This is a genomic window from Echinicola arenosa (assembly GCF_014841125.1).
GTDB classification, from domain to species: Bacteria; Bacteroidota; Bacteroidia; order Cytophagales; family Cyclobacteriaceae; genus Echinicola; species Echinicola arenosa.
Genome location: NZ_JACYTQ010000006.1, coordinates 125,800 through 149,360, shown reverse-complemented (window position 1 = coordinate 149,360; position 23,561 = coordinate 125,800). Strand labels below are relative to the sequence as shown.

General features: G+C 39.6%; 38 protein-coding genes and 1 riboswitch. All 38 genes read right to left on the bottom strand.

All coding sequences use genetic code 11. The annotated features are described in order from the left end of the window. Positions 1 to 53: 53 nt before the first annotated feature. Positions 54 to 153: riboswitch (TPP riboswitch) on the bottom strand. Positions 154 to 208: 55 nt separating this feature from the next. Beyond that, positions 209 to 1,210: an LLM class flavin-dependent oxidoreductase gene (locus IFO69_RS16185; protein WP_192011166.1), complete on the bottom strand. Its 1,002-nt coding sequence runs from the start codon at positions 1,208 to 1,210 to the stop codon at positions 209 to 211. A gap of 138 nt (positions 1,211 to 1,348) precedes the next feature. Beyond that, positions 1,349 to 2,227: a cysteine synthase CysM gene (gene cysM, locus IFO69_RS16180; protein ID WP_192011165.1), complete on the bottom strand. Its 879-nt coding sequence runs from the start codon at positions 2,225 to 2,227 to the stop codon at positions 1,349 to 1,351. Beyond that, the gene (locus IFO69_RS16175) at positions 2,228 to 3,070 is read right to left on the bottom strand and encodes a serine O-acetyltransferase (RefSeq protein WP_192011164.1); all 843 of its coding nucleotides are present in this window, start codon (positions 3,068 to 3,070) and stop codon (positions 2,228 to 2,230) included. 15 nt (positions 3,071 to 3,085) lie between these two features. Continuing rightward, positions 3,086 to 3,658, bottom strand: a complete 573-nt coding sequence (locus IFO69_RS16170) for a hypothetical protein (RefSeq protein ID WP_192011163.1) — start codon at positions 3,656 to 3,658, stop codon at positions 3,086 to 3,088. Then, entirely contained in the window at positions 3,639 to 3,926 is a 288-nt protein-coding gene (locus IFO69_RS16165; RefSeq protein ID WP_192011162.1) for an FtsB family cell division protein, read from the bottom strand. The genes IFO69_RS16170 and IFO69_RS16165 overlap by 20 nt, the downstream gene beginning before the upstream one ends. Before the next feature lie 167 nt (positions 3,927 to 4,093). Next, positions 4,094 to 5,371, bottom strand: coding sequence for a phosphopyruvate hydratase (gene eno / locus IFO69_RS16160; protein ID WP_192011161.1), 1,278 nt, complete (start codon positions 5,369 to 5,371; stop codon positions 4,094 to 4,096). A gap of 25 nt (positions 5,372 to 5,396) precedes the next feature. Beyond that, positions 5,397 to 6,491, bottom strand: coding sequence for a glutamine-hydrolyzing carbamoyl-phosphate synthase small subunit (carA, locus tag IFO69_RS16155; RefSeq protein WP_192011160.1), 1,095 nt, complete (start codon positions 6,489 to 6,491; stop codon positions 5,397 to 5,399). Between the two features lie 130 nt (positions 6,492 to 6,621). After that, positions 6,622 to 7,155, bottom strand: a complete 534-nt coding sequence (gene rplQ / locus IFO69_RS16150) for a 50S ribosomal protein L17 (RefSeq protein ID WP_192011159.1) — start codon at positions 7,153 to 7,155, stop codon at positions 6,622 to 6,624. A gap of 6 nt (positions 7,156 to 7,161) precedes the next feature. Continuing rightward, positions 7,162 to 8,151 (bottom strand): DNA-directed RNA polymerase subunit alpha, encoded by a 990-nt coding sequence (locus tag IFO69_RS16145; protein WP_192011158.1) that lies wholly within the window; start codon positions 8,149 to 8,151, stop codon positions 7,162 to 7,164. A 34-nt stretch (positions 8,152 to 8,185) separates the two neighbouring features. Continuing rightward, positions 8,186 to 8,788 carry a 30S ribosomal protein S4 gene (gene rpsD / locus IFO69_RS16140; RefSeq protein WP_192011157.1) on the bottom strand — a complete coding sequence of 201 codons (603 nt, stop codon included), beginning with the start codon at positions 8,786 to 8,788 and terminating at the stop codon, positions 8,186 to 8,188. Between the two features lie 18 nt (positions 8,789 to 8,806). After that, entirely contained in the window at positions 8,807 to 9,205 is a 399-nt protein-coding gene (rpsK, locus tag IFO69_RS16135) for a 30S ribosomal protein S11 (protein WP_192011156.1), read from the bottom strand. A gap of 15 nt (positions 9,206 to 9,220) precedes the next feature. Continuing rightward, positions 9,221 to 9,598: a 30S ribosomal protein S13 gene (gene rpsM, locus IFO69_RS16130; RefSeq protein WP_192011155.1), complete on the bottom strand. Its 378-nt coding sequence runs from the start codon at positions 9,596 to 9,598 to the stop codon at positions 9,221 to 9,223. Between the two features lie 5 nt (positions 9,599 to 9,603). Beyond that, complete coding sequence (gene rpmJ / locus IFO69_RS16125) at positions 9,604 to 9,720, bottom strand: 50S ribosomal protein L36 (RefSeq protein WP_009034194.1); 117 nt, start codon at positions 9,718 to 9,720, stop codon at positions 9,604 to 9,606. Between the two features lie 6 nt (positions 9,721 to 9,726). Continuing rightward, positions 9,727 to 9,945, bottom strand: a complete 219-nt coding sequence (infA, locus tag IFO69_RS16120; RefSeq protein ID WP_186754549.1) for a translation initiation factor IF-1 — start codon at positions 9,943 to 9,945, stop codon at positions 9,727 to 9,729. A 2-nt stretch (positions 9,946 to 9,947) separates the two neighbouring features. After that, positions 9,948 to 10,721 carry a type I methionyl aminopeptidase gene (map, locus tag IFO69_RS16115; protein WP_192011154.1) on the bottom strand — a complete coding sequence of 258 codons (774 nt, stop codon included), beginning with the start codon at positions 10,719 to 10,721 and terminating at the stop codon, positions 9,948 to 9,950. 1 nt (position 10,722) lies between these two features. Then, positions 10,723 to 12,039 carry a preprotein translocase subunit SecY gene (gene secY, locus IFO69_RS16110; RefSeq protein WP_192011153.1) on the bottom strand — a complete coding sequence of 439 codons (1,317 nt, stop codon included), beginning with the start codon at positions 12,037 to 12,039 and terminating at the stop codon, positions 10,723 to 10,725. Positions 12,040 to 12,042: 3 nt separating this feature from the next. Next, positions 12,043 to 12,489 (bottom strand): 50S ribosomal protein L15, encoded by a 447-nt coding sequence (gene rplO / locus IFO69_RS16105; protein WP_192011152.1) that lies wholly within the window; start codon positions 12,487 to 12,489, stop codon positions 12,043 to 12,045. 2 nt (positions 12,490 to 12,491) lie between these two features. Further along, positions 12,492 to 12,671 (bottom strand): 50S ribosomal protein L30, encoded by a 180-nt coding sequence (rpmD, locus tag IFO69_RS16100; RefSeq protein WP_225444173.1) that lies wholly within the window; start codon positions 12,669 to 12,671, stop codon positions 12,492 to 12,494. Positions 12,672 to 12,675: 4 nt separating this feature from the next. Further along, the gene (rpsE, locus tag IFO69_RS16095) at positions 12,676 to 13,194 is read right to left on the bottom strand and encodes a 30S ribosomal protein S5 (RefSeq protein ID WP_192011150.1); all 519 of its coding nucleotides are present in this window, start codon (positions 13,192 to 13,194) and stop codon (positions 12,676 to 12,678) included. 6 nt (positions 13,195 to 13,200) lie between these two features. Continuing rightward, on the bottom strand, positions 13,201 to 13,551 hold the full coding sequence (rplR, locus tag IFO69_RS16090) for a 50S ribosomal protein L18 (protein WP_192011149.1): 351 nt from the start codon (positions 13,549 to 13,551) through the stop codon (positions 13,201 to 13,203). A 7-nt stretch (positions 13,552 to 13,558) separates the two neighbouring features. Then, positions 13,559 to 14,116 (bottom strand): 50S ribosomal protein L6, encoded by a 558-nt coding sequence (gene rplF, locus IFO69_RS16085; RefSeq protein WP_192011148.1) that lies wholly within the window; start codon positions 14,114 to 14,116, stop codon positions 13,559 to 13,561. Between the two features lie 10 nt (positions 14,117 to 14,126). Continuing rightward, positions 14,127 to 14,522, bottom strand: a complete 396-nt coding sequence (rpsH, locus tag IFO69_RS16080; RefSeq protein WP_192011147.1) for a 30S ribosomal protein S8 — start codon at positions 14,520 to 14,522, stop codon at positions 14,127 to 14,129. Positions 14,523 to 14,604: 82 nt separating this feature from the next. Next, complete coding sequence (rpsN, locus tag IFO69_RS16075) at positions 14,605 to 14,874, bottom strand: 30S ribosomal protein S14 (protein WP_015264104.1); 270 nt, start codon at positions 14,872 to 14,874, stop codon at positions 14,605 to 14,607. A 2-nt stretch (positions 14,875 to 14,876) separates the two neighbouring features. Continuing rightward, a complete protein-coding gene (gene rplE / locus IFO69_RS16070) occupies positions 14,877 to 15,437 on the bottom strand; it encodes a 50S ribosomal protein L5 (RefSeq protein ID WP_192011146.1) in 561 nt (186 codons plus the stop codon). Then, positions 15,430 to 15,774 (bottom strand): 50S ribosomal protein L24, encoded by a 345-nt coding sequence (gene rplX / locus IFO69_RS16065; RefSeq protein WP_225444172.1) that lies wholly within the window; start codon positions 15,772 to 15,774, stop codon positions 15,430 to 15,432. Before rplX ends, rplE begins: the two co-directional genes overlap by 8 nt. Positions 15,775 to 15,776: 2 nt before the next feature. After that, on the bottom strand, positions 15,777 to 16,145 hold the full coding sequence (gene rplN / locus IFO69_RS16060; RefSeq protein ID WP_015264107.1) for a 50S ribosomal protein L14: 369 nt from the start codon (positions 16,143 to 16,145) through the stop codon (positions 15,777 to 15,779). Positions 16,146 to 16,147: 2 nt separating this feature from the next. Beyond that, positions 16,148 to 16,408, bottom strand: a complete 261-nt coding sequence (gene rpsQ, locus IFO69_RS16055) for a 30S ribosomal protein S17 (RefSeq protein ID WP_192011145.1) — start codon at positions 16,406 to 16,408, stop codon at positions 16,148 to 16,150. A 7-nt stretch (positions 16,409 to 16,415) separates the two neighbouring features. Next, the gene (gene rpmC / locus IFO69_RS16050; RefSeq protein ID WP_192011144.1) at positions 16,416 to 16,610 is read right to left on the bottom strand and encodes a 50S ribosomal protein L29; all 195 of its coding nucleotides are present in this window, start codon (positions 16,608 to 16,610) and stop codon (positions 16,416 to 16,418) included. An 8-nt stretch (positions 16,611 to 16,618) separates the two neighbouring features. Continuing rightward, on the bottom strand, positions 16,619 to 17,038 hold the full coding sequence (rplP, locus tag IFO69_RS16045) for a 50S ribosomal protein L16 (protein ID WP_192011143.1): 420 nt from the start codon (positions 17,036 to 17,038) through the stop codon (positions 16,619 to 16,621). Positions 17,039 to 17,062: 24 nt separating this feature from the next. Beyond that, positions 17,063 to 17,794, bottom strand: a complete 732-nt coding sequence (rpsC, locus tag IFO69_RS16040; RefSeq protein WP_192011142.1) for a 30S ribosomal protein S3 — start codon at positions 17,792 to 17,794, stop codon at positions 17,063 to 17,065. Positions 17,795 to 17,803: 9 nt separating this feature from the next. Continuing rightward, a complete protein-coding gene (gene rplV / locus IFO69_RS16035; RefSeq protein WP_192011141.1) occupies positions 17,804 to 18,193 on the bottom strand; it encodes a 50S ribosomal protein L22 in 390 nt (129 codons plus the stop codon). Between the two features lie 2 nt (positions 18,194 to 18,195). Continuing rightward, on the bottom strand, positions 18,196 to 18,474 hold the full coding sequence (gene rpsS, locus IFO69_RS16030) for a 30S ribosomal protein S19 (protein ID WP_018475621.1): 279 nt from the start codon (positions 18,472 to 18,474) through the stop codon (positions 18,196 to 18,198). Between the two features lie 2 nt (positions 18,475 to 18,476). Further along, on the bottom strand, positions 18,477 to 19,301 hold the full coding sequence (gene rplB / locus IFO69_RS16025; protein WP_192011140.1) for a 50S ribosomal protein L2: 825 nt from the start codon (positions 19,299 to 19,301) through the stop codon (positions 18,477 to 18,479). Positions 19,302 to 19,314: 13 nt separating this feature from the next. Then, entirely contained in the window at positions 19,315 to 19,602 is a 288-nt protein-coding gene (rplW, locus tag IFO69_RS16020) for a 50S ribosomal protein L23 (protein WP_192011139.1), read from the bottom strand. 4 nt (positions 19,603 to 19,606) lie between these two features. Next, positions 19,607 to 20,236, bottom strand: coding sequence for a 50S ribosomal protein L4 (rplD, locus tag IFO69_RS16015; protein WP_192011138.1), 630 nt, complete (start codon positions 20,234 to 20,236; stop codon positions 19,607 to 19,609). 4 nt (positions 20,237 to 20,240) lie between these two features. Beyond that, positions 20,241 to 20,873, bottom strand: coding sequence for a 50S ribosomal protein L3 (gene rplC / locus IFO69_RS16010; protein ID WP_186754497.1), 633 nt, complete (start codon positions 20,871 to 20,873; stop codon positions 20,241 to 20,243). A 250-nt stretch (positions 20,874 to 21,123) separates the two neighbouring features. Next, positions 21,124 to 21,429 (bottom strand): 30S ribosomal protein S10, encoded by a 306-nt coding sequence (rpsJ, locus tag IFO69_RS16005; RefSeq protein ID WP_192011137.1) that lies wholly within the window; start codon positions 21,427 to 21,429, stop codon positions 21,124 to 21,126. 11 nt (positions 21,430 to 21,440) lie between these two features. After that, positions 21,441 to 23,561: an elongation factor G gene (fusA, locus tag IFO69_RS16000; protein WP_192011136.1), complete on the bottom strand. Its 2,121-nt coding sequence runs from the start codon at positions 23,559 to 23,561 to the stop codon at positions 21,441 to 21,443.

Sequence of the window (23,561 nt, the reverse complement as noted above, 5' to 3'; positions counted from 1 at the left end):
TCATCATCTTAAAAAACTTTAGGAGCCTTGCAAACCTGAACAGGATTACATTTGGAATACCATTAACTTTTTCCTTCGTCGGTGCTAACCGTTTCAGGTTCGAAGGGTATCATCTCAGTTCTAACATCCATCAGAACACCCCTAAAGTTTGATTATACGTGAAAGTACGACTTTAAATTGACCACTCAAAAGTTGGGGTTGTCAAATATTAAGAAAAGCAAGATGCAGCTATTTCATATGACCTTAGTCTGTCTTCATGGTCATAGATATGAGAACAGATCATGATTTCATCCACCTGAACCAACTCTTGAAATTTAACAAGGTCATGCTTAACCGAGGATGCCGACCCCACAAAGGAACAGGCCATCATTTGGTTAATGGTGGCAGCTTCTTCTTGGGACCATAATCCATTCATGGATTCGACAGGTTTTTTCAAGGGGTAGGACTTTCTTCTGACTATCCCCAAAGCCATCTGGTAAAAAGAAGTCGCTAAACTATGTGCTTTTGCCTCTTCATCGGCGGCAATAACATTTACACAGGAAATCACATAGGGCTCAGCAAGGTACTCAGATGGCTGAAAATTCTCCTTATAATAGCTTATGGCATCAAGGAATTGAGCAGGAGCAAAATGACTGGCAAAAGCATAGGGCAGGCCTTTTCTCGCAGCCAATACTGCACTGCTCATGCTACTTCCAAGCAGATAAATTGGGATTTCTAACCCTTCTCCTGGTATTGCTCTAACTTTCCCATCAATATTTTCATCTGACAGATACATCTGCAATTCCTCTAAATCATTGGGGAATTCTTCAACTGTTTCAAGCCTATCTCTTCTTAAGGCTCTGGCCGTCAATTGGTCAGTCCCAGGAGCTCTTCCCAACCCTAAGTCAATTCTATTAGGATACAAGGTGGCCAATGTACCAAACTGTTCGGCCACCATTAAAGGGGCATGATTTGGAAGCATTATTCCACCTGACCCCACTCTGATAGTCTTGGTCTTTGCAGCCACATGCCCAATCAACAACGCTGTTGCTGAGCTTCCTACATTGGCCATATTGTGATGCTCCGCTAGCCAAAATCTACTATAACCTAAACCTTCTACACGTATCGCCAAATCTTGACTTCTGTCAAATGCGTCTCTCGCGTCATAACCTTCTCTAATAATTGCTAAATCTAAAACGGAAAATTCCGTTTGGTTAAGCTTCTTGCCCATTTTTACCTTTACTTTTCTAAACTTACTTTCCAACGGTTTTGCTCGAATATTCGTTCTATAATTATGATTTTATTGGAATAAAAAAGCCGAAGCTTTAAATGGTAAAACTTCGGCTTTTAGCTATTTGCTTAAAACAATTTATCCAAACAAGTCTGAACTCAAATATCGATCTCCCCGATCACAAGTAATGCAAACAATGACACCAGAATCAAGCTTTTCAGCCAATTTCACTGCAGCATGTAAAGCTCCTCCACTACTCATTCCAGCTAAAATACCTTCTTCTTTGGCCATCCTTCTTGTCATCTCAGTTGCTTCCTCTTGACTTACATCAATGATCTTATCCACCCTTGAAGATTCATAAATCATAGGTAAAAACTCTGGAGACCACCTTCTTATGCCCGGAATACTCGATCCATCTGTAGGTTGGGTTCCTACAATTTGAACTGAAGGCTTTTGCTCTTTCAAATACCTTGACACCCCCATAATGGTTCCTGTAGTCCCCATTGCAGAAACAAAATGGGTAATTTCACCATTTGTATCTCTGAGAATTTCTGGACCTGTCCCTTCATAATGTGCTTTGTAATTATCTGGATTGGCAAATTGATTAAGGATAAAATAACCTTCATTTGCAGCCATTTCTTCAGCCAAAGTACGAGAATATTCAATGGTTTTAGCAGCAGGGGTTAGGATCACCTTTGCACCGTAAGCCTCCATAGAAACCACTCTTTCTTTTGTAGAATTATCAGGCATGATTAAAGTCATGTTCACTCCCAACACCTTGGCAATCATAGCCAGTGCAATCCCAGTATTCCCACTGGTAGCCTCTACCAACTTATCTCCAGGCTTAACATCTCCTCGATCCAAGGCACTTTTTATCATACTAAATGCAGCCCGGTCTTTCACACTTCCCCCCGGGTTTTGCCCCTCTAATTTACAGAAAATCTTTACTTTAGGATTGGTGGGAATATGTTCTAACTCCACTAAAGGAGTATTTCCAATCAACTCAAACAATTTCATTTAAGCATCATTTTTAAAAATGTACATATCCGTGGTCTCTGCACTGGCATCATACATTTTGGTTTGGTAATATATCTTACTTTTTCTGGGAATACTTTTTGTCAACCATACATTTCCTCCAATCACACTACCTGCTCCAATAACCGTTTTTCCTCCCAGTATCGTTGCTCCTGCGTAGATCACTACATTGTCTTCAATAGTTGGGTGACGTTGAATATCAGCATCCTCTTTATTGACGCTCAATGCCCCTAAAGTAACACCCTGATAGATTTTGACATGATTTCCTATTATCGTAGTCTCCCCGATAACCACTCCAGTTCCATGATCTATGCAGAAATACTTACCAATTTGGGCTGCCGGGTGTATGTCTATTCCCGTTTTGCTATGCGCAAACTCGGTAATCATTCTAGGGATTAACCTCACGCCTTGCTGATGCAAAAGATGCGCAATCCTGTAGGCAGCTATGGCATAAAAACCGGGATAACTTCTGATCACTTCTGTTTTTGACTTGGCAGCAGGATCGCCTTCATACATCGCCTCAATATCATCATGTACAGCATCAAAAACAGCCTCAAGACCATCAAAAAAGTCAAATGCTGCCTGATCACTATCCTTGCTTACCAACTTTTTGTTTCTACCCAAAATACCCTGGAGTTGGATTTTGTAATAGTTCAACTTATCGTCTACTTCATGTCCATCTTGGAGTACATTTATCGCGTATTCTGGGAACAATACTCCAAGTACTCCTTCAAAAAACTCATGGACAATTCTAGGAGAAGGACAGTCAGGGCACTGTTTGTGCGCTGCGTAGATTTTATTGATAAAAGATTTTTTGAAATCCATTGAAAACTATTGCTGTTAAAGAACAAAACCAGCCCTGATCACATATGGTTCAGTATAGATCAAATTTTGATTATCATAGAGGACGTTATATAGCAAGGTAAAGTTCATACCTCCTCGTCTTCCAAAAGGTATGAAATATCCACATCCTAAAAAAAGTCCTGGAACCCACTCTCGTTCAGAAAAGACATTATTGCTATTGTCATATCGATATGCTTCTACATTTAAAGTTTCATATTCGGCATGAGCAAACAAATTAGGCAAAACATTATAACGGTTAAAAATCCTTCCCCCATAAACATTTGAAGAAGAACCAAAATCTTTGTATTTCAAATATTGGTATGTAAGTCCCAAACCAGCAGAATACTTATCTGTAATCATCACCCCAACAAGTGGGGAAACATCCACATAAGTAATATAGCCAAACTGTAATCCCAGGTTTCCTCCAAAATAAAGTCGCTCACTAAAAGGAATCTGATCATTCTCGTCATAATAAATTTCCTTTTGGGCCAATGCCTTTTCTGAGAGCCCTAAAAGCATCCACAAAAAAATTGCAAAAAGCATTACTTGTTTACTCATCGATGATAACATATAAATCTTCAGTTTTTTTCTTCATTAAGTATCTTTCACGAGCAAACTTTTCCAAAAGTTCATAATTGCTGAGTAATTCTTCTCGCTCTTCCTTTATTTTCCTTTTTCGTTCTATATAAAAATCCCTCTGATCTTCAAGTTTGGATAATTTTGAACGCAAGGTAAACTGGCTGATGATATCATTTGTATCAATAAAAACCATCCATACGATGAAAAGGACAGTGAAAATAAAATAGAAATTCTTGGTGTATTTGAGGTACTTTCCCATGGCTTTGAAAGTTTAATTGGAACAAATATAGGGAATAGAAATGACTAACGATCCAGTAACTTTATACAAAATAGGCAAGGAATGCCACAAAACCATAAGTTTCAAAGGATATAAAACAAAAAAGCATCCGCCAAGGCGGATGCTTCTAAAACTTAAAATGTTTTATATTATTTTCCTGGGAAATAGGCTGTTTCAGCCAATAACTCTTCAATTCGAAGCAATTGGTTGTACTTCGCCATCCTATCAGAACGAGAAGCTGAACCAGTCTTGATTTGACCTGTATTGCAGGCAACAGCCAAGTCAGCGATAGTAGAATCTTCAGTTTCTCCAGATCGGTGAGACATTACAGCTGTAAATCCAGCCTTGTGAGCCAAATCAATGGCATCCAAAGTCTCAGTCAAAGTACCGATTTGGTTTACTTTGATCAAGATAGAGTTAGCCGACTTTTCTTCTATACCTCTTTTCAAGAACTTCACATTAGTCACAAAAAGATCATCGCCTACCAATTGAACTTTATCTCCAATTTTGGCAGTCAGCATTGCCCAACCTTCCCAATCTTCTTCAGCACATCCATCTTCGATAGAATCAATTGGATATTTTTCAGTCAACTCAGCAAGATATTCTACTTGGCTAGCTCTATCTCTGGCTACCCCACCTTCTCCTTCAAACTTCTTATAGTTATAAGTGTCGTTTTCGAAGAATTCAGAGGATGCACAGTCTAGTGCAATTGTAATATCAGATCCAGCTTTATATCCAGCCTTAGAGATTGCATCCAAGATACACTCCAATGCTTCCTCAGTACCTCCAGAGAAGTTTGGTGCAAACCCACCTTCATCTCCAACTGCTGTACTAAGACCTTTATCGTGAAGAATTTTCTTCAAATTATGAAATACCTCGGCACCCATTCTCATAGCTTCAGAGAATGTAGGGGCACCAACAGGGCGAATCATAAATTCTTGGAAAGCGATAGGTGCATCAGAGTGAGAACCACCGTTGATGATGTTCATCATTGGAACAGGTAGGGTCTTAGCATTGACGCCTCCCACATATCTGAACAATGGAAGCCCTAAATCATCAGCCGCAGCTTTTGCTACTGCAAGGGAAACTCCTAGAATGGCATTAGCTCCCAGCTTAGACTTGGTATCTGTTCCGTCCAAATTGATCATGATCTCGTCAATTCCTCGTTGATCAAAAACGGATTGACCTATCAATTCTGGTTGAATGATTTCATTAACATTCTCAACAGCTTTCAAAACTCCTTTTCCAAGGTACTTTCCTTTATCTCCATCACGAAGTTCTACCGCCTCATTAACACCTGTAGAAGCTCCACTAGGCACTGCTGCTCTTCCAAAAGCTCCACTGTCAGTAAGTACATCTACTTCCACGGTAGGGTTACCCCTTGAATCTAAAATTTGTCTAGCATGAATTGCTTGTATCAATGTCATAATACTAAAAGGTTTATAGGTTGTTTCAATTATTGTTGATTAAAGAAATAAAGTCATCAAACAAGTACCTTGAATCATGTGGCCCTGGAGAAGACTCTGGGTGATATTGTACAGAAAAAGCTGGACGATCTTTCAATTTGATTCCTGCTACTGTATTGTCATTTAAGTGAACGTGAGTAATCTCTACTGATGGATTATTCTCGGTATCTTCTCTTACCACATTAAATCCATGGTTTTGGGAAGTGATCTCACTTTTTCCACTTAGTATATTTTTGATCGGATGGTTTAATCCGCGATGACCATGGTGCATTTTGTAAGTTTTGATACCTACTGCTTCAGCCAATAGCTGGTGTCCTAAACAAATACCAAATACTGGCTTGTTTAATGCTAGGATTTCCTTGATAGTATCTACAGCGTAATCCATTACTGCTGGATCACCTGGGCCATTCGATAGAAAATATGCATTTGGCCCCCATGCTTCCATTTCTTTTAGGGAAGTCTTAGCAGGAAACACCTTGCAATATACACCTCTATCTACAAGGTTTCTAAGGATATTCTTTTTGATACCGAAATCCAAACATGCTACCTTGATAGATGCATTCTCATTACCTACAAAGTAAGGCTCTTTCGTACATACTTTGGAAGATAATTCCAAACCAGCCATATCAGGAACTTTTTCCAGTTCTTTCTGCAAGTCTTCTAAATTATCAAACTCTGAACTGATGATGGCGTTCATCGCTCCTTTTGAACGGATATGCTTAACGATCTTACGAGTATCCACATCTGCAATACCAGTAATACCATTGCTTATGAGATAATCGTTCAATGACTGAGAGGCATCTAACCTACTATAAACTTCCGAAAAACTATTGACTACGATTCCGGCAATAGTAGCTGAATCAGATTCTACTTCAGTATCAATCACACCATAGTTACCAATATGTGGTGTAGTATTGACGATGATTTGGCCAGTGTAAGAAGGGTCAGTATAAATTTCCTGATACCCAGTCATACCTGTATTAAAGCAGATTTCACCGCCATTAGTACCATGTTTACCAATTAGGGTTCCGTGAAATACGGTACCATCTTGAAGAAGGAGGGTTGCTTTTTGTTTGTCCATTTATTGAAATTGAATGCCCAAATTTAAGGATTTTATCACTAAGAGACAGGATAATTTTCAAAAGGATAATAAAAAAGGGATTGAACCAAAGTCCAACCCCTCTTTATATTTAATATAATGAATGCATTTATTATTCAGACTTTTCAGTTTCTGAACCTGCATCGCTATCTGCTGCTTTATCTTCAGAAGCACCAGCATCTTCTGCTTTAACTTCTGTAGCACCGGTTGCCTCAGCTGATTTACCAGTACCTCTTCGGCTTCTTCTGGTTTTCTTAACTTCTGGCTTAGCTTCTTTCAACATCAATTCGTTGAAATCAACCAATTCGATGATACACATTTCAGCATTATCACCAAGACGGAATCCAGTTTTAATGATTCTGGTATATCCACCTGGTCTATTAGCTACTTTCTCAATTACTTCACCAAACAAAGCTTTGATAGCTTCTTTGCTTTGCAAATAAGAAAATGCAATACGTCTGTTATGCGTAGTATCTTCTTTGGCTCTAGTCACTAGAGGCTCTACATATTTCCTCAACTCCTTGGCCTTGGCAAGCGTAGTAGAAATACGCTTGTGAAGAATCAGAGAGGCAGCCATGTTAGAAAGCATAGCTTTCCTATGAGAAGCCTTCCTGCCAAGGTGATTAAATTTCTTACCGTGTCTCATCTTTTATTATTCTTCGTCAAGTTTATACTTAGATATGTCCATGCCGAACTGTAGTCCTTTTTCTTGGATCAATTGTTCCAATTCAGCAAGGGATTTTTTACCGAAGTTTCTGAATTTCATCATATCAGAAATCTCCAATCTTGCTAAGTCTCCCAATGTTTTCACATCAGCAGCTTTCAAGCAGTTAAACGCCCTAACAGAAAGATCAAGATCGCTAAGCGGAGTCTTTAGCAACTTACGCATATGCAAGAATTCTTCATCAATCGGCTCAGGTGAATCACCACCTGGAGTATCAATAACCATAGTTTGGTCAGAGAACAGCATAAAGTGTTGGATAAGGATCTTTGCAGACTCCTGCAACGCTTTCTCTGGGTGAATAGAACCGTCTGTAGTTACCTCAAGAATCAACTTCTCAAAGTCAGTCTTTTGCTCTACCCTTGTGTTCTCCACGCTGTACTTTACATTCTTGATAGGAGTAAAGATAGCGTCAATCGGAATAACTCCGAACACCTGCTCTTTGGGCTTTGACTCTTCTGCAGGAAGGTATCCTCTACCCTTTTCTACAGTAAGCTCTATTTCAAAGCTCTTAGAGTCGTCCAAGTGGCAGATAACCAAATCTGGGTTCAAAACCTCAAATGAAGAGGTGAACTTAGCGATATCTCCAGCTGTAAACACATCTTGGTTCTTGACTTCCACAGTAATCTTACCATCTATAGAGTCGTGGATTTTCTTAAACCTAACCTGCTTAAGGTTAAGAATAATATCAGTAACGTCTTCCACAACGCCTTCAATAGTAGAGAATTCATGAACTACACCAGGTAATTTCACCGAGGTGATGGCGTAGCCCTCTAGGGAAGAGAGCAAGATTCTTCTCAGCGCATTACCAATTGTAACCCCGTAACCTTTTTCTAGTGGTTTAAAGGTGAATAAGCCGTGGAAGTCATCAGCTTTTTCCATCACCACTTTTTCGGGCATTTGAAATGCAAGTATGGACATATCAATAGTTCTTTTAAGTCAGAAAGTTTAGTTATTACTTAGAGTATAGTTCGACGATAAGTTGTTCCTTGATATTCTCAGGGATATCCTCTCTTACAGGGATACTTACAAACTTACCAGCTAACGAATTATTATCCCACTCTAACCATGAGTAGCGATTTGCTCTACCCGCAAGACTAGAAGTAATTGCTTCAAGAGACTTAGATCTCTCTCTAACAGATACAATGTCACCAGGCTTCAAAGTATATGATGGAATGTTAACCAATTCACCATTTACCAAGATATGCTTGTGAGAAACTAATTGTCTTGCTCCTCTACGAGTTGGAGCGATACCCAATCTGAAAACAGTGTTATCCAGACGAGCTTCCAACAATTGTAGAAGGTTCTCACCTGTAATACCTTGCTTTCTGGAAGCGATATCAAACATTTTTGAGAATTGTCTCTCCAAAACGCCGTAGATGTATTTTGCTTTTTGCTTTTCAGCAAGCTGAATAGCATATTCTGATTGCTTCTTTCTTCTACCTCTTCCGTGTTGACCAGGAGGATAGTTTTTCTTCTGAAGTGCCTTGCTTTGTCCTTCTATAGGCTCTCCGAATTTTCTAGAAATTTTCGCTTTTGGACCTCTATATCTAGCCATTCTTATTTCTTAGTTAAATTAAACTCTTCTACGTTTTGGAGGACGACAACCATTGTGAGGAAGCGGAGTCACATCTATAATCGTAGTTACATCAAGACCTACATTTTGCAATGTTCTGATAGCAGATTCTCTACCAGCACCAGGACCTTTTACAAACACTTCAATTTTTCTCAAGCCAAGGTCGTATGCCACTTGTCCACAGTTCTGAGCTGCCATTTGAGCTGCATAAGGAGTGTTCTTTTTAGAACCTCTGAAGCCCATTTTACCGGCAGATGCCCATGAAATCACCTGACCTGCATTGTTGGTAATGGAAATGATGATGTTGTTAAAAGAAGCTTTGATGTGGGCTTGGCCTACAGCTTCAACCTTAACAACTCTCTTTTTTCCTTTAGCTTTATCGTTTCTTCTCTGAGCCATAATCTATATCAAGATTTATTTAGTTGCTTTCTTCTTGTTAGCAACAGTCTTTCTCTTACCTTTTCTAGTTCTAGCGTTGTTCTTAGTCTTCTGACCTCTTACAGGAAGTCCTTTTCTGTGACGAAGACCTCTGTAACAACCAATATCCATCAATCTTTTGATGCTCAACTGTATCTCAGATTTCAAAACACCTTCAGTCTTGAATTCTTCTGCGATAATATTTCTAATAGCGGTAGATTCATCATCTGTCCACTCACCGGCTTTTTTATCAAACGATATTCCTGCTTTTGTAAGGATCGCTCTAGCAGAGCTTCTACCTATACCAAAAATATAGGTCAAGCCAATCTCACCGCGCTTATTGTCGGGAATGTCAACACCTGCAATTCTTGCCATAATTTTTAACCTTGTCTTTGTTTAAACTTAGGATTCTTCTTGTTGATGACGTAAAGCTTTCCTTTTCTTCTGATCACTTTACAGTCTACACTTCTCTTCTTAATAGATGCCTTAACTTTCATGACATTTTATTTATATCGATATACAATTCTGCCTTTTGAAAGATCGTATGGAGACATTTCTAACTTAACTCTATCTCCAGGGAGGATCTTAATGTAATTCATTCTCATCTTACCGGAAATATGAGCAATCAATTGATGTCCATTCTCCAGTTCCACTTTAAACATAGCGTTGGATAACGCTTCTATTATAGTACCATCTTGCTCGATAGATGCTTGTTTAGCCATATTTAGAATTTAAAATTTTCTTCTATGTATTGATGCGTAGTTAGTATTTCAGTCCTATCTTCAAATATCGCTACGGTATGCTCATAATGCGCCGAAGGCTTTCTGTCAGCAGTTCGGATAGTCCATCCATCTCTTTCTTGGACGACATTCCTCGTGCCTAAGTTGACCATTGGCTCAATGGCTATTACCATCCCGTTTTTCAACAAAGGACCACTTCCTTTTTTTCCATAATTAGGAACCTCTGGGGATTCGTGAAGACTCTTGCCAACTCCATGTCCTACAAGCTCTCGTACTACTGTGTAGCCCTTGGCTTCTACAAACTTTTGTATGGCATTGCCTACGTCACCAATCCTGTTCCCAAAAACAGCCTTTTCAATACCGAGATACAATGACTCTTTTGTTGCTTTGAGCAACGACAATACTTTTTTGGAAACTTCACCGACAGGGTAAGTATAAGCGGAATCGCTATGAAAACCTTGGTGAAAGACTCCACAATCTATTGAGATTATATCGCCATCTTTCAAAACATAATCACTTGGAAAACCATGAACGACTACTTCATTCACGGAAATACAAAGTGATGCGGGAAAACCATTGTATCCTTTAAAAGAAGGTACACCTCCGTGATCCCTTATAAATTCTTCAGCTATTTTATCTAAGTAAGAGGTCTTTACCCCTTCCTTTACAAGTTTGGCTACTTCTCCGTGAGCCTTACCTAATATTTGAGCACTCTCCTTTATTAACTGGACTTCATCAGAAGTCTTGTAATGTATCATATTATGCTACTGCGTAATTAGAAGGATTGTTCTTCATGTTGCCACTTTTCATCATTCCTTCATAGTGTCTCATCAATAGATAACTTTCGATTTGTCTTAAAGTATCCATGATTACACCCACCATAATCAAAAGAGAAGTACCTCCATAGAACTGGGCAAATTGGTTACCCACTCCAGCTATCATAGCAAAAGCTGGCATAATTGCCACAAGAGCTAATAACACTGCACCTGGCAAGGTAATTCTGGAAATGATGTTATCTATAAAGTCAGCGGTTGGAGCACCAGGCTTTACACCAGGAACAAAACCACCATTTCTCTTCATATCCTCAGCAATCTGTTCAGGGTTAACCGTAATTGCCGTGTAGAAGAATGTGAAAAGGATAATCATAATAGCAAACACCAAATTATACTGCCAAGATGTCGGATTACTAAAGGTACTTCCAATATAATTGGCAATATCACTTTCTGATGACCATACTTGAGCAATCAAAGCAGGTACAAACATCAAAGACTGCGCAAAGATGATTGGCATAACTCCTGAAGCATTCACCTTGATAGGGATATACTGACGCTGACCACCATAAACCTTACCTCCTACTACTTGCTTAGCATATTGAACTGGAATTCTCCTAGTAGCTTCTGTTAAGGCAACTACCCCAACCACTACAAAGAAAAGAACCGCAGCTTCGATCAATAACAACAGCATGCCTGATGTACCTTTAGATACTGTTTCAGCGATAATCGCTCCAGGTAAGCTTGATATGATACCGATCATGATCAGCATTGAAATCCCGTTTCCAATTCCTTTTTCAGTAATTTTCTCTCCTAGCCACATGCAGAACATGGTTCCAGAAACCAATAATACCAATGAACTGAATACGAACAATACATTGCTCACCATAATCGCTTCAGCAGGAATTGTAGCCTTGATATAACCAATGCCTTGAGCCAAAGTGATTAGAATCGTCAATACCCTTGTGATTTGATTGATTCTTTTCCTTCCAGACTCACCTTCCTTTTGAAGTTTTTGGAAATAAGGAACTCCAACAGTTAATAGTTGCAACACAATGGAAGCAGAAATATAAGGCATAATACCTAATCCAAAGATAGAAGCATTACTAAATGCTCCTCCCAAGAATGTGTCAATCAAACCAAATATACCCTCTGAGGAGGCTCTTAGCTGGCTCGGATCTACTCCTGGTAATACGATGTAAGAACCCAATCTGAATACAATCAGAAAACCGATTGTATTCAGGATACGGATCCTTAAATCTTCAATAGAAAAGATATTCTTAACTGTTGAGATAAATTTTTTCATTTGTTAAATCTTGTTAACAGTTCCGCCCAGTTTTTCGATGGTTTCTGTAGCAGAAGCTGAGAAATAATGTGCACTTACGTTTAATTTCGCCGTAAGTTCGCCTCTTCCTAGGACTTTTACAACATCTTTTTTAGAAACCAATCCATTTTCCACCAAAGTATCAAATGTAACAGTATCAGTATTAAGCTTTTCAGCTACTGATTGTAATACATCTAAATTAATTGGTTTGCATTCGATTCTATTAAGACTCTTGAAGCCAAACTTAGGAACTCTTCTTTGAAGCGGCATCTGACCACCTTCAAAACCCAATTTCCGGCTGTAACCAGATCTTGATTGAGCACCTTTGTGACCTCTTGTAGACGTTCCTCCTCTACCAGACCCTGTACCTCTACCGATTCTTTTTCGGTTTTTTACAGAACCTTTAGCGGGTTGTAATGTATGTAGTTTCATAATTAGGCTTCCTCCACTTTTACAAGGTGACTAACTTTTCTTATCATTCCAGAAATCTGAGGAGTATTTTCCACTTCTACAGATTTGTTGATTTTACCAAGTCCCAAAGCAACCATAGTTGCTTTTTGGTTCTTTGGTCTATTTATCGTGCTTTTGATTTGCGTTACTTTTACCTTCGCCATGATCTTACCCGTTAAATACTTTTGATAATTTAACTCCACGTTGTTGTGAAACCGCGATTGCATCTCTCATTTGAGACAAGGCATCAATGGTAGCTTTAACCACGTTGTGAGGGTTAGAAGATCCTTTGGACTTAGCCAATACATCTGTAACACCAGCACTCTCCAATACAGCACGCATCGCACCACCAGCTATAACTCCAGTACCTGCTGCAGCTGGCTTGATCAATACCAAGCCACCACCGAATTTACCGATAGCTTCATGAGGAATAGTTCCTTTTAAGATCGGCACTTGCACCAAACTCTTCTTAGCGTCCTCTATACCTTTGGTAATAGCATCGGTAACCTCATTAGCTTTTCCTAAGCCGAATCCCACGACACCGTTACCATCTCCTACAACTACTATAGCAGAAAAAGAGAATCTTCTACCACCTTTCACTACTTTTGCTACTCGGTTGATAGCTACTACTTTTTCTTTAAGCTCTGTATCTGTTGCCCTAATGGGTTTTTTTCTTAACTGGGACATAATTAATTAAAATTTAAGGCCACCTTCTCTTGCACCTTCGGCAAGAGCTTTTACATTACCATGATATAAGTAGCCACTTCTATCAAAAACTACTTCTGTGAATCCGCCTGCTACTGCACGCTCTGCCAACTTTTTACCTACTTCCTTAGAAACGGAAACATTAGCATTTTCCTTAGCGCCAAGCTCCTTAGAAGAAGCTTGTGCTAGCGTGTGACCTTTAAGGTCGTCAATTAGTTGAGCGTATATTCCCGTATTACTTTTAAATACGGACAAACGAGGTCTTTTATCAGTACCAGAAATTTTCTTTCTGATGCTTCTCTTGATCCTAAGTCTTCTTGAATTCTTATTAAAAGCCATCTCTCAATTATTTTTTAGCGGCAGTTTTACCAGCCTTACGTCTAATTTGCTCTCCTACAAAGCGGATACCTTTACCTTTGTATGGCTCTACTTTACGTAGGGACTTGATTTTAGCGGCTACTTGCCCGATCAATTCCTTATCAATACCCTCTAGGGTTACCAATGGGTTTTTACCCTTTGGGGTCTCAGCGTTCACTTTAATATCTTCAGGAAGAGCAAAAAAGATACTATGAGAGTACCCAAGAGAAAGTTCTAACACTTGTCCTTGGTTAGCGGCTTTGTAACCTACACCCACTAGTTCTAATTCTTTTTTGTAACCTTCACTTACACCAACAACCATGTTGTTGATCAAAGAACGATACAGGCCATGAAGCGACTTATGTCTCTTCGATTCTGTTGGTCGGGTCAACACTACTTGATTGTCTTCCACCGCAACGGCAATGTCGGGATTCACATCCTGAGATAGTGTACCTTTGGGACCTTTAACAGTAACAACATTTCCTGTTGCCACGTCTACAGTAACACCCGCTGGTAGATTTATTGGTTTTTTACCTATTCTTGACATAACGGTATTATTAATATACGTAACAAAGCACTTCCCCGCCGATACCTTCGGTACGGGCTTCTTTATCAGTCATCACACCTTTAGAGGTGGAGATAATCGCAATTCCTAGGCCGTTGATTACTCTAGGAAGTTCATTTTTAGGTGCGTATTTTCTTAGACCTGGCTTACTTACTCTAGAAAGACTAACGATGGCATTTTGCTTAGTAGCAGGGTTGTACTTCAAGGCAATTTTAATTGTTCCTTGAGGTCCATTGTCCTCGAACTTATAGTTCTGGATATAACCCTTATCATGAAGCACCTTCGTAATCTCCTTCTTGATATTAGAAGCAGGTATCTCAACGATACGGTGAGAAGCCTTTATGGCATTTCTCAACCTGGTCAAATAATCAGCTATTGGATCAGTCATATTAATATAAGTCTAACTGCACGCTCTTTCGGGCGTGCAAAGTTACACATTGATTCTTAGAATAAAAACTTTTATCTGATTTTTACCAGCTCGCCTTAGTTATACCAGGAATTTTCCCTGCAGAAGCCATTTCTCTAAAGGTAACCCTGTTGATACCAAACTTCCTCATATAACCTTTAGGACGGCCAGTCAATTTACATCTGTTGTGTAGTCTTACCGGAGATGCATTTTTTGGCAGTTTATCCAGTGCTTCATAGTCACCAGCTGCTTTCAATTCAGCTCTCTTCTTGGCATACTTTGCTACAAGACGTTCTCTTTTTCTTTCACGAGCTTTGATCGACTCTCTTGCCATAATTATTCTTCTTTATTATTATTTACAAAAGGCATCCCGAAAGCTTTCAACAAAGCATAACTCTCTTCATCTGTATCGGCAGTAGTCACAAATGTGATGTCCATACCAGAGATTCTGTTCACTTTCTCAATGCTGATTTCTGGGAAAATAATCTGCTCAGTGACACCTAGGGTATAATTACCTCTACCATCGAATCCTTTGTCGCTGATACCTTTAAAGTCCCTTACACGTGGAAGCGCTACAGTAGTCAACCTATCAAGGAATTCATACATTTTATCTCCTCTAAGAGTTACTTTAGCACCAATTGGCATTCCATCTCTCAACTTAAAGTTGGAGATAGAGTTCTTGGCTTTAGTAGCGACCGCTTTTTGACCAGTGATCAATGAAAGTTCTTCTACACCTTGGTCTACCAATTTCTTATCTGCAACAGCTGCACCGATACCTTTGTTAAGGACAATTTTTGTCAACTTAGGTACCTGCATTACTGTTTTATATTGGAACTTCTCCTTTAGGGCAGGAGCAATTTCCTTTAAATATTTATCTTTTACTCTAGGATTAGCCATTGATCACCTCCCCGGTTTTCTTAGAATATCTAACTAATTTTCCATTTTCACCTGGCTTCTTACCTGTTCTGGTAGCTTCACCAGTTTTAGGATCTACAAGCATAAGGTTACTTGCGTGAATGGCAGCTTCTTTCTTTTCGATACCTCCTTGAGGGTTGTTTGCTGTAGGTTTAACATGCTTAGTTACCATGTTAAGTCCTTCAACAATAGCTCTGCCCTTCTCCAAGTTTACCGAAAGTACTTTACCAGTCTTACCTTTATCATCGCCTGCTAATACTTTTACAGTATCTCCAGTTTTGATGTGCAATTTTGGTTGCTTATTCTTTTTTCTTTGCATGATTACAATACTTCAGGGGCCAAAGATACGATCTTCATAAATTGCTTCTCTCTCAGCTCTCTTGCTACAGGACCAAAGATACGAGTACCTCTTGGCTCATCGTTATTGTTCAAAAGAACAGCTGCGTTATCTTCAAAGCGGATATAAGATCCATCTTTTCTTCTAACTTCTTTTCGAGTTCTTACGATCACCGCTTTAGAAACGGTACCTTTTTTCATATTGCTGGAAGAAAGAGCAGACTTTACCGTCACGACAACTTTATCTCCGATAGAGGCATATCGCTTACCGGTTCCTCCCAGTACTCGGATAACAAGCACTTCCTTGGCACCTGAATTATCCGCTACACTTAATCTGGATTCTGACTGTATCATGATTATTTAGCTCTTTCTAATATTTCTACTAATCTCCAACGCTTGTTTTTACTCAGCGGACGAGTTTCACTTATCTTAACGAGGTCTCCTTTTCCACACTCGTTATTCTCGTCATGAACCATAAATTTGGTAGTCTTAGCAACAAACTTACCGTAAATTGGGTGCTTAACCCTTCTTTCTACGGCTACAGTGATGGACTTGTCCATTTTGCTGCTGACTACTTTTCCTATTCTTTCTTTACGTAGATTTCTCTCTGTAGCCATTTTCTTATTATTTAGCTAGTTGTTTGGCAGTCAAGAAAGTCTTTAATCTAGCGATAAGCTTTCTTGTCTCACTTATTCTATTGGGATTCTCAATTGGAGAAATTGCATGTGCAAAACGTAACTTAGTTAGTTTCTCTTGCTCAGAGGCAATACGCTCAATGATTTCACTCTCGGAGAGTGCTTTGATTTCAGAGTTTTTCATAGTTCCTATTATCCTACGTAATCTCTACGCACTACAAATTTTGTACTCACTGGAAGCTTCTGCTGCGCTAGACGAAGTGCCTCTTGGGCCAACTCTTTGCTTACACCCGTAGCTTCAAAAAGGATAGTTCCCGGCTTGATTACTGCTACCCAGTATTCTGGAGCACCTTTACCTTTACCCATACGAACCTCAGCAGGTTTCTTGGTGATAGGCTTGTCAGGGAATATTCTGATCCATACCTGTCCCTCTCTCTTCATTGCTCTTGTCATGGCAATACGAGCGGCTTCAATTTGACGGGAAGTAATCCATCCTGCTTCTAAAGACTTGATGCCAAAGTTTCCGAAAGCGAGCGTATGCCCTCTTTGCGCGATGCCTTTGACACGGCCTTTTTGCATTTTTCTATATTTAGTTCTTCTTGGCTGTAACATGATTTCTCACTTATAGGGTGAAAATTAGTTATTTCTCTTTCTTCTCTTTGGTCCGCCTTCTCTTCTTCTTCTGCCTCCGGCTCCACCTGATTTTTCGTTGGCAATTCCAGCATTTGGAGAAAGATCTCTCTTACCGTAAACTTCACCTTTGAAAATCCATACTTTGATACCAATGATACCATAGATGGTGTTTGCTTCAGAGATAGCATAGTCGATGTCAGCTCTCAATGTATGCAAAGGAATTCTTCCTTCTTTGTACATTTCTGATCTTGCCATCTCCGCGCCACCAAGACGTCCTGAAAGTTTGATTTTTATTCCTTCAGCTCCTACTCTCATTGTAGCGGCAATGGATTGCTTCATTGCTCTTCTAAATGAAATCCTAGCTTGTAGTTGTTGAGCTATAGACTCTCCTACCAACTTGGCATCCAACTCAGGACGCTTGATCTCAAAAATATTGATTTGAACATCTTTGCTGGTAAGCTTTTTCAGCTCTTCTTTAAGTTTATCGACTTCAGCTCCGCCTTTACCTATAACTACTCCTGGACGGGCAGTATGAATAGTAAGGGTGATTCTCTTAAGCGTTCTTTCGATAATAACTTTTGCAATGCCTCCTTTAGGAATTCTGGCATACACATATTTTCTGATCTTCTGATCCTCATATAGTTTGTCGGCAAAATCTCTGCCGCCGTACCAGTTAGAATCCCAGCCCTTAACGATACCTAGTCTAAGACCAATAGGGTTAACTTTTTGTCCCATATTCTAATCTTAATTAGCGTTTTCTTTTGTTTCTACTTCATCAGCGGTAACCTCAGTGTTGAAAGCATCAACTACTAGAGTCACATGATTTGATCTTTTACGAATTCTGTGGGCCCTACCTTGAGGAGCAGGTCTTAGTCTTTTCAACATACGACCACCGTCTACTTGAATCATCTTAACATACAAGTCAGCTTCTTCAAGTTTTGCATCTGGATTTTTTGCCTGCCAGTTTGCAATGGCAGAAAGCAAAAGTTTTTCCAACTTAATCGCACCATGGTTAGGTGTGAATTTCAATATACTCAAGGCGTTACCTACTCTCTGTCCTCTTACCAGGTCAGCTACAAGACGCATCTTACGAGGCGATGTAGGAACATTATTTAGTCTTGCTATTGCTTCCATGATTATCTCTTTCCTTTATCTTTTTTGGCAATGTGACCTCTAAAGTTTCTTGTAGGAGCAAATTCACCAAGCTTGTGACCTACCATATTGTCTGTTACAAATACCGGAATGAATTTGTTCCCGTTATGCACAGCAAAGGTATGGCCTACAAAATCCGGAGAGATCATAGATCTTCTTGACCAAGTCTTGATTACAGACTTTTTGCCGGATTCGTTCATTGCATCTACTTTTTTGGCCAAATGATGGGCTATATAAGGACCTTTCTTTAATGAACGTGCCATAATTATTTAGATCTTTTACTAACGATAAACTTATTTGAATACTTTTTAGGAGATCTGGTCTTCTTACCTTTAGATAGCAAACCAGTCCTAGATCTTGGGTGTCCTCCAGAGGAACGACCTTCACCACCACCCATTGGGTGATCGACAGGGTTCATAGCTACACCTCTTACTCTAGGTCTCTTTCCTAACCAACGGTTTCTACCAGCTTTTCCAAGCACAACGTTCATGTGATCCGCATTAGACACAGTTCCTATAGTAGCTGTACAAACACCTAGTACCAATCTCATTTCACCTGAAGGAAGCTTAATTGTAACATACTTACCTTCTTTGGCTACTAACTGAGCATAGCTACCAGCACTTCTTGCCAAAGCACCACCTTTACCAGGCTTCAATTCCACATTGTGGATAATGGTACCCAAAGGAATGTTTTTCATCTGTAGGTTATTGCCTACTTCAGGAGCTACTGCTTCACCAGAAACTACTGTTTGACCTACTTCCAAACCTTCCGGTGCGATGATGTATGCCTTGGCACCATCAACATAGTATAGCAATGCCAAACGTGCTGTTCTGTTAGGATCATACTCGATCGCTTTAACAGTAGCAGGAACATCATATTTATTACGCTTAAAGTCTACGACTCTAAGTCTTCTCTTATGACCACCGCCCAAATAGCGCGCAGTCATTTTTCCAGAGTTATTTCTACCACCTGACTTCTTCAACGGAGCCAACAATGACTTTTCTGGCTTTGATTTGGTGATCTCATCAAAAGCCGGAGCCATTCTAAATCTGGTACCGGGAGTTACAGGCTTTAATTTTTTAACTGCCATGATTCTGATTCAATTAAATTTCTCCGTAAAAGTCAATTACTTCTCCATCGGCTACTTGTACAATAGCTTTTTTGAAAGCATTGGTATAACCGGATACTACTTTACTTTTTGTGTATCTTGTCTTCTGCTTAGCTGCATAACGCATAGTCCTTACAGATACCACTTTTACACCAAACATTTTTTCAACGGCTGCTTTGATTTCTGGCTTCTTAGCAGTTTTCTCAACTACAAATCCGTAAACGCCACTTTCGTTCATTGCAGAAATCTTTTCCGTAATCAAAGGCTTCTTTAGTATATCCATTGTATTACTTCGTTAAAAGGGTTTCTAACTTACTTACTGAACCTTCACAAAGCACCAATGTATCAGCATGAAGCAAATCATAAGTATTCACGTCATTTACTGTTTTTACTTGTGCCTTTGGTAAGTTTCTACTTGACAAATAAACATTCTTGTTAGCTTCTGGAAGCACAAACAATGTCTTCTTATCCGCCAATGAAAGACCTGACAACAACGATACAAAGTTCTTGGTTTTGATAGAATCAAAGTTCACATCTTCCAATACTGTAAGACTGTTGTCCTGTACTTTGTAAGTAAGGGCAGACTTTCTTGCCAATTGTTTTACTTTCTTGTTCAACTTGAAAGAATAATTTCTTGGTCTAGGACCGAATACTCTTCCTCCTCCTCTGAACAATGGAGATTTTATAGAACCAGCTCTGGCACCACCTGTACCTTTTTGCTTCTTGATTTTCTTAGTTGAGCCGGCTATCTCAGCCCTCTCTTTGCTCTTGTGCGTACCCTGTCTTTGGTTGGCCAAAAACTGCTTCACATCCAGGTAGATCGCATGATCATTAGGCTCGATCGCGAAAATGTCGTCAGAAAGACTCACCTTTCTACCTGTCTCTTCACCGTTATGTTTTAATACTGCTAATTCCATTTGATTACTTCTCTAAAATAACGAAAGAATTTTTTGGACCAGGGACAGAGCCACTTACCAAGATCAAGTTCTTTTCAGGATAGACTTTCAAAACTTTAAGGTTCAAAACCTTCACGCGGCTACCGCCCATTCTACCTGCCATTCTCAAACCTTTGAATACTCTTGAAGGCCAAGAACACGCACCGATAGAACCTGGGTGTCTTTGACGATTGTGCTGACCGTGGGTCGCACCACCTACACCACCAAATCCGTGACGTTTTACTACACCTTGGAAACCTTTACCCTTAGAGGTACCGATAGCATCCACGAAGTCTCCTTCACCAAATACCTCACCGGCTTTTACAGTTTTCCCTAAATCCACCTGACCTTCAAATTCAACTCTGAAGTCTCTGAATTCTACAACTTTCTGCTTAGGTGTGGTACCGGCCTTTTTAAAGTGACCTAGCAATGGCTTAGGAGTGTTTTTCTCCTTACGCTCACCGTACCCCAACTGAACAGCGCTGTACCCGTCTGTTTCAACATTTTTTACTTGCGTCACTACGCAAGGACCAGCTTCTATTAACGTGCATGCAACATTACGTCCATCGGCACTGAAAATGCTAGTCATTCCTACTTTTTTACCTATTATTCCAGACATCTTCTGTTATATAATATAATTATGCACAAGTATTTACACACTTGTGCCTTTTTAAGGACTGCAAAGTTAGTAATTTATAAACACCTAACAAATTACAACTTATATATTTTCAAACATTTACGAAAATATTCTTCTCTGCCTCACCTATTTAGCTAACTTTAGACCAAATTTTATAGGTGAAATCCTTAACAAAAGAAAGACCTGTACTCTTGGTGAGCACAGGTCTTTTAAACTTTCTAGGATATCTAGATCAAACTTTGATCTCTACATCAACACCACTTGGAAGTTCGATTTTCATCAAAGCATCCACAGTTTTGGAGCTGTTAGAATAGATATCTACCAATCTTTTGTAAGTACACAATTGATACTGATCTCTAGCCTTCTTGTTTACGTGCGGTGACTTCAACACCGTAAACTTTTCCTTCTTAGTAGGCAATGGAATTGGACCAATCACAACGGCACCTGTAGTTTTTACCGCTTTTACAATCTTTTCTGATGACTTGTCCACCAAAGTGTGATCGTAAGACTTAAGTTTTATTCTTATTTTCTGATTCATTTCTTTTAAGTTTAGGCTTTAGCTCCTTTCACTTCAGCAATAACACCTTCAGCGATATTGTTAGGAACAGGCTCATAATGAGAGAATGTCAATGAGGCAGTTGCTCTACCCGATGAAATTGTTCTAAGGTCAGTAATATAACCAAACAACTCTGACAATGGTACAGCAGCTTTGATTACTGAAGAAGTACCTTTTGTATCCATTCCTTTCATCAAACCTCTTCTTCTGTTCAAGTCACCAGTAATAGGACCTGTGTATTCATCTGGAGTAACCACATCTACTGACATTACTGGTTCAAGTAACTGAGGCTTAGCTTTCTTAGCAGCCTCCTTGAAACCAATTCTTGCGGCCAATTCAAATGAAAGGGCATCAGAATCGACATCGTGGAAGGAACCATGGAAAAGTCTAACTTTCATGGCCTCAACAGGATATCCAGCCAAAGGACCATTCTTCATAGCCTCCTGGAAACCTTTTTGCACAGCAGGGATGAATTCCTTAGGAATAACACCACCCACAATACCATTAACGAATTCCAAACCTGGCTTGATTTCTCCTGTCTCAGGATCAGCTTCTTTTGGTCCTAATTCGAATACGATATCGGCAAACTTACCTTTACCACCAGACTGTTTCTTATAAACTTCTTTATGCTCTACGTTTCCGAACAAAGCTTCTTTATAAGCAACCTGAGGAGCACCTTGATTTACCTCTACCTTAAATTCTCTTTTCAGACGATCCATAATGATATCAAGGTGAAGTTCACCCATACCTCTTAGAATAGTCTGACCAGTTTCATGATCTGTGTTTACCTGCAAGGTAGGATCTTCTTCTACCAATTTGGCGACAGCCATACCCAACTTGTCAACGTCAGCTTGAGTCTTAGGCTCAATAGCATAACCTATAACAGGCTCAGGGAAAATCATGGACTCCAATACAACTTTGCGGCTTTCAGCACAAAGTGTATCACCAGTCTTAATATCTTTAAACCCAACAACTGCGCCGATATCACCAGCTTCTAGTCGTTCAATTTGATTTTGTTTGTTAGCGTGCATCTGGAACACACGTGAAATACGCTCTTTATTTCCAGAACGGCTATTGAATACGTAAGAACCAGACTCAAGCACACCTGAGTAAGCTCTTACAAAACAAAGACGGCCTACAAATGGGTCAGTAGCAATTTTAAAAGCTAGACCTGCGAAAGGCTCACTTCTATCTGGAGCGATTGAAATTTCCTTCTCTTCATCTTCAAGATCATGAGCGATGACATTGTCCTTATCCAAAGGAGAAGGAAGCAACTCCATCACCAAATCAAGCATGGTCTGCACTCCTTTATTTTTGAAAGAAGATCCGCATACCATCGGTACGATCTTCATATCAATGACAGCCTTTCTTAGGGCGGTAAGAATCTCTTCTTCTGTAATAGAATTTGAATCCTCAAAGAATTTCTCCATCAAAGACTCATCATACTCTGCTACTGCTTCCAATAAATGCTCTCTCCACTCAGCTGTCTCTTCCAAAAGATCTTCCGGAATCGGCACCTCTTCGAAAGTCATTCCAAAATCATCTTCATTCCAAACGATTGCCCGGTTGTTGATCAAATCAACTACACCTTTGAATTTGTCTTCTGAACCGATTGGGATTTGCAAAGGAACTGCATAGCTGCCAAGCATTTCCTTTACTTGTTTACATACGTCAAGGAAGTTAGCACCTGCACGGTCCATTTTATTAACGAAACCGATACGGGCTACTTTATAATTATCAGCTAGTCTCCAGTTAGTTTCTGACTGAGGTTCAACACCATCAACCGCACTAAATAAAAACACAAGACCATCCAATACCCTTAGTGAACGGTTAACTTCTACTGTAAAGTCAACGTGACCAGGAGTATCAATGATATTGATTTGATATTTTTTGTCTCTGTATGGCCAGAAAACAGTAGTCGCAGCAGAAGTAATAGTAATACCCCTCTCTTGCTCCTGAGCCATCCAGTCCATTGTAGCTGCACCATCATGCACCTCACCAATTTTGTGGGATACACCAGAGTAAAAAAGAATACGCTCTGTGGTGGTGGTTTTTCCGGCATCGATATGGGCAGCGATACCAATGTTTCTTGTTAATTTTAAATCTCTTGCCAT

Bases quoted from the DNA above. Each gene is read 5' to 3' on its own strand.
- rpsD (WP_192011157.1), bottom strand. From the start codon at position 8,788: ATGGCTAGATATAGAGGTCCAAAAGCGAAAATTTCTAGAAAATTCGGA.
- rplQ (WP_192011159.1), bottom strand. From the start codon at position 7,155: ATGAGACACGGTAAGAAATTTAATCACCTTGGCAGGAAGGCTTCTCAT.
- rplP (WP_192011143.1), bottom strand. From the start codon at position 17,038: ATGTTACAGCCAAGAAGAACTAAATATAGAAAAATGCAAAAAGGCCGT.
- rpsJ (WP_192011137.1), bottom strand. From the start codon at position 21,429: ATGAATCAGAAAATAAGAATAAAACTTAAGTCTTACGATCACACTTTG.
- infA (WP_186754549.1), bottom strand. From the start codon at position 9,945: ATGGCTAAACAAGCATCTATCGAGCAAGATGGTACTATAATAGAAGCG.
- rplC (WP_186754497.1), bottom strand. From the start codon at position 20,873: ATGTCTGGAATAATAGGTAAAAAAGTAGGAATGACTAGCATTTTCAGT.
- rplO (WP_192011152.1), bottom strand. From the start codon at position 12,489: ATGAAACTACATACATTACAACCCGCTAAAGGTTCTGTAAAAAACCGA.
- IFO69_RS16165 (WP_192011162.1), bottom strand. From the start codon at position 3,926: ATGGGAAAGTACCTCAAATACACCAAGAATTTCTATTTTATTTTCACT.
- eno (WP_192011161.1), bottom strand. From the start codon at position 5,371: ATGACATTGATACAAGCAATTCATGCTAGACAAATTTTAGATTCAAGG.
- rpmJ (WP_009034194.1), bottom strand. From the start codon at position 9,720: ATGAAAGTTAAGGCATCTATTAAGAAGAGAAGTGTAGACTGTAAAGTG.
- carA (WP_192011160.1), bottom strand. From the start codon at position 6,491: ATGGACAAACAAAAAGCAACCCTCCTTCTTCAAGATGGTACCGTATTT.
- rplE (WP_192011146.1), bottom strand. From the start codon at position 15,437: ATGGCTAATCCTAGAGTAAAAGATAAATATTTAAAGGAAATTGCTCCT.
- fusA (WP_192011136.1), bottom strand. From the start codon at position 23,561: ATGGCAAGAGATTTAAAATTAACAAGAAACATTGGTATCGCTGCCCAT.
- rplW (WP_192011139.1), bottom strand. From the start codon at position 19,602: ATGGATATACTAAAGAAGCCTTTGATTACGGAAAAGATTTCTGCAATG.
- IFO69_RS16145 (WP_192011158.1), bottom strand. From the start codon at position 8,151: ATGTCCATACTTGCATTTCAAATGCCCGAAAAAGTGGTGATGGAAAAA.
- map (WP_192011154.1), bottom strand. From the start codon at position 10,721: ATGATACATTACAAGACTTCTGATGAAGTCCAGTTAATAAAGGAGAGT.
- rpsQ (WP_192011145.1), bottom strand. From the start codon at position 16,408: ATGGCTACAGAGAGAAATCTACGTAAAGAAAGAATAGGAAAAGTAGTC.
- rpsN (WP_015264104.1), bottom strand. From the start codon at position 14,874: ATGGCAAGAGAGTCGATCAAAGCTCGTGAAAGAAAAAGAGAACGTCTT.
- rplN (WP_015264107.1), bottom strand. From the start codon at position 16,145: ATGATACAGTCAGAATCCAGATTAAGTGTAGCGGATAATTCAGGTGCC.
- rpsC (WP_192011142.1), bottom strand. From the start codon at position 17,794: ATGGGACAAAAAGTTAACCCTATTGGTCTTAGACTAGGTATCGTTAAG.
- cysM (WP_192011165.1), bottom strand. From the start codon at position 2,227: ATGAAATTGTTTGAGTTGATTGGAAATACTCCTTTAGTGGAGTTAGAA.
- rpmD (WP_225444173.1), bottom strand. From the start codon at position 12,671: ATGGCGAAGGTAAAAGTAACGCAAATCAAAAGCACGATAAATAGACCA.
- rpsK (WP_192011156.1), bottom strand. From the start codon at position 9,205: ATGGCTCAGAGAAGAAACGATAAAGCTAAAGGAAAAAAGAGAGTTGTT.
- IFO69_RS16185 (WP_192011166.1), bottom strand. From the start codon at position 1,210: ATGGGCAAGAAGCTTAACCAAACGGAATTTTCCGTTTTAGATTTAGCA.
- rpsE (WP_192011150.1), bottom strand. From the start codon at position 13,194: ATGTCCCAGTTAAGAAAAAAACCCATTAGGGCAACAGATACAGAGCTT.
- rplB (WP_192011140.1), bottom strand. From the start codon at position 19,301: ATGGCAGTTAAAAAATTAAAGCCTGTAACTCCCGGTACCAGATTTAGA.
- IFO69_RS16175 (WP_192011164.1), bottom strand. From the start codon at position 3,070: ATGGATTTCAAAAAATCTTTTATCAATAAAATCTACGCAGCGCACAAA.
- rplX (WP_225444172.1), bottom strand. From the start codon at position 15,774: ATGCAAAGAAAAAAGAATAAGCAACCAAAATTGCACATCAAAACTGGA.
- rplR (WP_192011149.1), bottom strand. From the start codon at position 13,551: ATGGCTTTTAATAAGAATTCAAGAAGACTTAGGATCAAGAGAAGCATC.
- rpsH (WP_192011147.1), bottom strand. From the start codon at position 14,522: ATGACTGATCCAATAGCTGATTATTTGACCAGGTTGAGAAATGCCATA.
- IFO69_RS16170 (WP_192011163.1), bottom strand. From the start codon at position 3,658: ATGTTATCATCGATGAGTAAACAAGTAATGCTTTTTGCAATTTTTTTG.
- rpsS (WP_018475621.1), bottom strand. From the start codon at position 18,474: ATGGCACGTTCATTAAAGAAAGGTCCTTATATAGCCCATCATTTGGCC.
- rplV (WP_192011141.1), bottom strand. From the start codon at position 18,193: ATGGAAGCAATAGCAAGACTAAATAATGTTCCTACATCGCCTCGTAAG.
- secY (WP_192011153.1), bottom strand. From the start codon at position 12,039: ATGAAAAAATTTATCTCAACAGTTAAGAATATCTTTTCTATTGAAGAT.
- rpmC (WP_192011144.1), bottom strand. From the start codon at position 16,610: ATGAAAAACTCTGAAATCAAAGCACTCTCCGAGAGTGAAATCATTGAG.
- rplD (WP_192011138.1), bottom strand. From the start codon at position 20,236: ATGGAATTAGCAGTATTAAAACATAACGGTGAAGAGACAGGTAGAAAG.
- rplF (WP_192011148.1), bottom strand. From the start codon at position 14,116: ATGTCAAGAATAGGTAAAAAACCAATAAATCTACCAGCGGGTGTTACT.
- rpsM (WP_192011155.1), bottom strand. From the start codon at position 9,598: ATGGCAAGAATTGCAGGTGTTGACATTCCCGACAATAAGCGCGGTGAG.